We start from the raw sequence: 5,328 nt of genomic DNA, 5'->3' as shown, positions 1-5,328 counted from the left end.
GAGCGAACTCTCGCGAGGCAGTTGTCGACGACCGCGGTCTACCTCTGCTGCATTCAGGCTCGAAGGATTTGACGAATACTCGAGGCAGCGGATGACAATTCAGCGCATCGTACGGGTGGCGGGCGAGAGGCTCGGCATATGGCTTGAAGGCAACAACCGACCGAGGAGGGAAGCCTCAGGGGCAGAAGTAGCCCTGTGCACTATCCGAAATGCAGCGCGCTCCATTGGGGAGGACGATCCCGCCTGTTCCGTCGGGTGGGATATAGGCCCCGGTGGAGATCGTGAATCCGCCATTCGGATCGGCCGGAACCGTTGAGCCGTCCGGCAGAGTGAACCTGCCATCCCTGTAGGTAATGTGCCGGGTATATCCTGGCGGAAGGGCCGCCGGGATGGCGGCCGGGGGCACAGGAGATACTGCCTGTGTCAACCCGAGATTGGCTGGCGGAACGGGCTGGGATGGCAGCTCGCGGGACGAAACGCAGCCTGACAGGACAATGCCCATCAGCACGATTGCCGGCACGCGCATCGAATTCCTCCTCTCGCTCAGCGTTCGCCTCCGTGTTGACGATAGCTGAGCGGATCCCGATCTGAAGCAGAAAAATGATTGGCTCCCATTTTGACGTCGATGCCTGTCGCTTGTCTGGCATTGAAATCGTCCCGCCAGCGTTCGAGGGCACCCTGGATCGTGTGCGCCGGATCCTCGGCAGCCGACAGACCATCGGCGTCCGCTAGGGCGGCCATGCCCAAGCGTGCTGTCGCCATGATCCCACAGCGTGCTCCCGTTGAGCGGTTGCGTAGTCGAGGCATCGGTCAAGACATCTTACCCCATTTCTGATCTGCCTTGGCGTGGTTTCCTGCCATGCGAGCGTTATTGTTGGTTTGAGTGCATCGCACGGTTCTCGGTAAGCCTCCGATGAGGATCGCCAAGGTGACGTCAGCGCGTCTCGCGGCCGTCTTGACCGCCGGCGCAGCGCTGTTCGGCGACCCTGCCGAAGCCGCGCGACTTCATTGCACCACGCTCTCGCACGTCAGGTCCAATGCCGAGGGGAGAATCGAGGAGTCCGATCCGGCCGAGCCGTTTGCCATGTCCTGGCAGAGCTTCGACTTCGACACCTCGACCCTGACCCTCACCAATGCGCTCCCTGATGGCGCAACATTCTCGCAGAAACTGCAGAAAGGGCTTCTCAGCACGAGCGAGTTCGTCGGCTTCTTCCGGATCGGCGCCTCGCCCATCGGGATGCTCCACATCGGCCTGTCGAGCACACCCATGACCTTCAGCCTCTACCGGATCCGGGACTTTCTCTCTGGCGAATGCCGGCCGCTGGAAGAACAACCGAACGATCCAGACAACACTGTGCGCTGAGCACGGCAAAATCACCCAAACAAGAAGTCTCATTCGGAGTACTGACCAACCTGACTCTCCTCCCTATACTATGTATAGCTTTTGTCCCTACTGCGTTTTCAGAGTCCCGACAGCAATCCGCGTATTGGGTGCCGCCATGCAGACACCGTGGGCCGTCATACTCACAAAATTCAACGACAATAATAATGAACCCTTTCCTCGGCTCCGCTACGAGGAAATCTTCACGCCCGCTGGAGCCGGCAAATGGAACATGGTCGACTACTTCCGCGACATGTCCCACGGCAAACTCGATCTGAGCGGTTCTCAGGTGTTCGGGTGGTACACGCTCGACAAGGCGACGGCCGACTACACCGGAAGCGGATTGCATCAGGCTGGCCGGCAGGACCTTCTGCAATGGGCCAAGGACAAGGCGACGGCCGAGGGCGTCAATCTCGGGGACTTCCATAACGTGGTGGTCGTCCTCAACTCCGGCCGCGACCTCTTCGGTGGTCTCAACGGTGTCGTATGCGGCGACGATGGCGCCAACAGCGCTCTGTCAGGATTGTCCCCCAGCCTGCTCGGACAGGAAATGGGGCATGGATACGGCCTCAACCATTCCCGAAGGGAAGGGTCGACTGTCGACTACACCGATCCCTTCGATGTGATGAGCACAGATGCGGGCAGGTCGGCCCCTCATCCCGTTTACACCGACCTCGACCTGTTCGGGCAGCCCGTCTACGAGATAGGGCCCGGCCTCAACGCCGCCAACATGGGGTCGAAGGGCTGGCTCGACATGACACGTGTCTGGACCGATCCCAGAACCGCTCGCATCAGTACGACTGTGCAATTGCGTCCGCTGCACAGCCGGCATCTTCCCGGATATCTCGCGGCCCGGTTCGGCGAGTACTTCATCGAATTCAGGATGAACACGGGATGGGACGCGCTCGTGCCTCCTTGTGTTCTCGTCCACCGCTTCGAGGGCGGTAGTTCGTATCTCGTTCCAGACGAAGACGGGAATGAAGTGTTCAGAGCGGGCAGCGCGATCAGCACACCAGAAAACCTGTCAGTGCTCGGGTCAGGGTTCAGCATCCGGGTCAATGCTATCGACACCGCCAACGAGGTCGCGACGGTCTCGCTCGCCAGAGCCCCGGCACAGATCCCGAGGATCTTTCCGCAGGAGGGGCCATACCAGACACCGTGGATCAAGTGGCTTGAGGCCGCATCCCTCGGAGAGGCTGTCGTCATCTTGGATGGGAAGGCCGTATCGATCTCCCCGAACTCGCCCGCCTACGGCATCCTCGAGAACGTCGCCATGATCGGAAACAGCCATCCGTTGATGTCGGAACGTCTTCAGACCTCAATCAGGGAGGAGGCAATGGCGAACATCGCCAGGCTCTCCCAAACCGAGGTCTCGATGCCACTGTTCCGCAATCCCGCAACGTCGCTCCATCGCAAGAGAGGCGGGGGATTTGAGAACGGATCATCCTGAGGCGAGGGTTCTGAGACGAATTGGCGGCGCCGCCAGAAAGGCGAATTGCGAGAATGCAAACCATTGCTTCCGGGGCTAGCAATTCCGCAGAACAATGGTTTGCGTTGCGGTGTGGCAGGCGACGTCCATTTCAGGCCGCTAGGAAAATCTCATTCTTGCACCAGTCCGCTGACGGCTTTCGACCATTCGGCTTCGCCAGTCTGATGCGTTCCTCAAACCGAGCCTGAGTTTCACGCAGCAACCGATGCTTTCGGGCAAGCGGCTGAGCTTCCGTATCCATATCGCTCACGATGGCTGAGGCTGCGGCATAAAAGTCGGACGTCGCCGCATCGAGCCCGGGGTTCCGATCGAACAAGCCGAGGAGCCCTGCAAGGTTCTTATGCAACAGACCCTGAAGCTCGCGAAGGTACCCTTCACCACCTCCAGAGAGGATTGCGTTCAAGGTTCCACTGATTTGATCCATCTTCTCCTGAATGACATCGGGCGAGATCGTTTCTGTCATGAGCAATCGTCTCCGCTTGAGAAATGCCCGCCCAGTCCCCGTGTCACGTCAGCAGGATGATGCGCGTTCATGGTTAACTGAGCCTTACACTCGCCCATTTCCTCTCCCTAGCGACGCAAATCCTTCGGAGAGCGCTAACGCATTCCTTTAGCCTCTTTCTCATTGCGATGCGTGGATAGTTGCTAATGTCGCTCGCCTCTGGGCAATGTCTGTGGGTCTAGTGGCTGTATTCCTTTGAGCGTTAGCAGGGGAGTATCCGGTGAAAAAACATCCAGCCGCCTATGCGATGGAGCTGAAACGATCGTGGCGCGTCATTGTCCCTGTGCGCGGAAAGCTGACGCCCAGGATTTGTCGTGAGAGATTCTCTCAACGGATAGAGGCTCTCACTTGGATGGACACCGCCGAAGGTCAACGAGCGATCGCATCCGCGCGAGGCGAGTGAGGTGGCATAAGGATGCGAGGCAGTTTGGCTTCCGCGGGAAGCGCTCGCGACGCTGTCCCACGTTGCTATCGGTCCGAAATCTCTTGAGCGTTGAGCGGGTGGAGGTCGCGAACCATGTGATGGAGGCGGGAGGTATCGAGATGAGTGTAGACTTGGGTGGTCTCGATACCGGCATGGCCGAGAAGCTCCTGCAGGACGCGTAGATCGGTGCCGCCGGAATGCATGTGGGTGGCAAAGGCATGACGCAACACATGTGGTGACACCCGCTCCGGATTGGCCAATCCTGCCGCGACGGCAGCTTCCTTGATTTCCTTCAGAGCCGCTTGGCGCGTCAGCGCCTTCGTGCCGTTGCGAACCGAGTGGAACAACCACTGGCTCCGCTTGCCGCCAGAATACGCGCTGGCCAGCCTCTGCCACTGGGCAATGGCCTCGATGGCTCGGTCGTGGAGGGGCACGAGGCGCTGCTTGTCGCCTTTGCCGCGCACCAAGAGCATGCGGGTGCCAAGAGGCGCCGCGTCGGATGGCAGGGACAGAGCCTCGCTGATGCGCATGCCCGAGGCATAGAGGGTCTCGAACAGAGCAGCGCGGCGGGCATAGCCGGCCTGCCGGTAGAGGCCGACCGAGGGATCGGCGGCAAGCCTATGAGCCGTCTCCAGGAGTGCCTCGGTCTCGGCGATCGACAGGACAAAGGGCAATTTACGGGAGCGCTTCATCGCAGACAGGTTGGACGTGGGGTCGCGCGAGCCGAGTTCCTCGGCGATCAGGAACCTGTGCAAGCCGCGTGCCACTGTGATGCGCCGGGCAATGGTCGATCCGGCATAGCCGCGTTGATCGAGAACGGCGACGTAATCCCGGATGTGCTCCAAACCGACATCCTCCAAGCCCAAGTGGCTTTCCTCGAGCCAGACAAGGTAGCAGGTCAGATCGTCGGTGTAAGTGGCGATGGTACCGGCAGAAGCCCCAAGCTCTGTTGTCAAAGCATCGAGCCACAACTGGGCGAGCCGCTGATTGGTTCGCATAGGATCCTCCTGAGAGGAGGAACCCTGCCACGGCACTGGTTACAGACTTCTTGTCAAAACACTAATTATGCGAAATGTTATTGTAGAACACTGTAGGCGCAAAGTCAGAATGTCCCACCGTGGCAAACTAGGAATGTCACACTCCCCTGGACAGCAGTGCATGGGAGTTGGCATGGGCTGGGTGGAGATGAGCGAACGGGAGCTTCGTCGCGCCGAGGTGCTGGCATCGGTGGTGGCAGGCCGTCTGACGATGACCGCGGCGGCCGGCCTCATGGGCGTCAGCAGGCGCCAGGCGCATCGGCTGGCGCGGCAGTTGGCCGAGCATGGTGCGGCCGGCCTTCGTCACCGGGCCCGCGGGCGGCCCTCGAACCGTCGGCTGGGACCGCATGTGCGCCAGCTGGCCATCGCCTACGTCACGGAGAACTACCGGGACTTTGGACCGACCCTGGCGAGCCAGATGCTTCTGGAGCGGCATGGCCTGAGTCTCTCGCGCGAGACGCTGCGCCAATGGATGCGGGAGGAAGGGCTCTGGTT

At 60.4% G+C, this 5,328-nt stretch carries 7 protein-coding genes; 3 read left to right on the top strand and 4 right to left on the bottom strand.

Annotated features, from left to right (window positions below):
• Positions 1 to 175: 175 nt before the first annotated feature.
• Together JKL46_RS34040 and JKL46_RS34035 are read right to left on the bottom strand one after the other, a co-directional pair.
• On the bottom strand, positions 176 to 526 hold the full coding sequence (locus tag JKL46_RS34040) for a hypothetical protein (RefSeq protein WP_201842845.1): 351 nt from the start codon (positions 524 to 526) through the stop codon (positions 176 to 178).
• A gap of 17 nt (positions 527 to 543) precedes the next feature.
• Positions 544 to 762: a hypothetical protein gene (locus tag JKL46_RS34035; protein ID WP_201842843.1), complete on the bottom strand. Its 219-nt coding sequence runs from the start codon at positions 760 to 762 to the stop codon at positions 544 to 546.
• A 166-nt stretch (positions 763 to 928) separates the two neighbouring features.
• On the opposite strand from JKL46_RS34035, the gene JKL46_RS34030 reads away from it, so the two are divergent.
• Both JKL46_RS34030 and JKL46_RS34025 read left to right on the top strand, forming a co-directional pair.
• Positions 929 to 1,363 carry a hypothetical protein gene (locus tag JKL46_RS34030; protein WP_201842841.1) on the top strand — a complete coding sequence of 145 codons (435 nt, stop codon included), beginning with the start codon at positions 929 to 931 and terminating at the stop codon, positions 1,361 to 1,363.
• Between the two features lie 136 nt (positions 1,364 to 1,499).
• A complete protein-coding gene (locus JKL46_RS34025) occupies positions 1,500 to 2,831 on the top strand; it encodes a hypothetical protein (RefSeq protein WP_201842839.1) in 1,332 nt (443 codons plus the stop codon).
• Positions 2,832 to 2,961: 130 nt separating this feature from the next.
• On the opposite strand, the gene JKL46_RS34020 is transcribed toward JKL46_RS34025, so the two are convergent.
• Both JKL46_RS34020 and JKL46_RS34015 read right to left on the bottom strand, forming a co-directional pair.
• Positions 2,962 to 3,333: a hypothetical protein gene (locus JKL46_RS34020; RefSeq protein ID WP_201842837.1), complete on the bottom strand. Its 372-nt coding sequence runs from the start codon at positions 3,331 to 3,333 to the stop codon at positions 2,962 to 2,964.
• Between the two features lie 507 nt (positions 3,334 to 3,840).
• On the bottom strand, positions 3,841 to 4,794 hold the full coding sequence (locus JKL46_RS34015) for a tyrosine recombinase (protein ID WP_201842835.1): 954 nt from the start codon (positions 4,792 to 4,794) through the stop codon (positions 3,841 to 3,843).
• A 160-nt stretch (positions 4,795 to 4,954) separates the two neighbouring features.
• On the opposite strand from JKL46_RS34015, the gene JKL46_RS34010 reads away from it, so the two are divergent.
• Positions 4,955 to 5,328, top strand: a 374-nt coding sequence (locus JKL46_RS34010) for a helix-turn-helix domain-containing protein (protein WP_246529725.1), incomplete at its 3' end; no start/stop codon positions are given.

This window comes from Microvirga zambiensis WSM3693 (assembly GCF_016735695.1).
In the GTDB taxonomy this organism is placed as follows: domain Bacteria; phylum Pseudomonadota; class Alphaproteobacteria; order Rhizobiales; family Beijerinckiaceae; genus Microvirga; species Microvirga zambiensis.
This window is presented reverse-complemented; position numbering and strand designations above follow the sequence as displayed.

What these genes read in the sequence shown, in the direction of transcription:
- JKL46_RS34015 (WP_201842835.1), bottom strand. Translation starts at nt 4,794, where the DNA reads ATGCGAACCAATCAGCGGCTCGCCCAGTTGTGGCTCGATGCTTTGACA.
- JKL46_RS34040 (WP_201842845.1), bottom strand. Translation starts at nt 526, where the DNA reads ATGCGCGTGCCGGCAATCGTGCTGATGGGCATTGTCCTGTCAGGCTGC.
- JKL46_RS34020 (WP_201842837.1), bottom strand. Translation starts at nt 3,333, where the DNA reads ATGACAGAAACGATCTCGCCCGATGTCATTCAGGAGAAGATGGATCAA.
- JKL46_RS34035 (WP_201842843.1), bottom strand. Translation starts at nt 762, where the DNA reads ATGGCGACAGCACGCTTGGGCATGGCCGCCCTAGCGGACGCCGATGGT.
- JKL46_RS34025 (WP_201842839.1), top strand. Translation starts at nt 1,500, where the DNA reads ATGCAGACACCGTGGGCCGTCATACTCACAAAATTCAACGACAATAAT.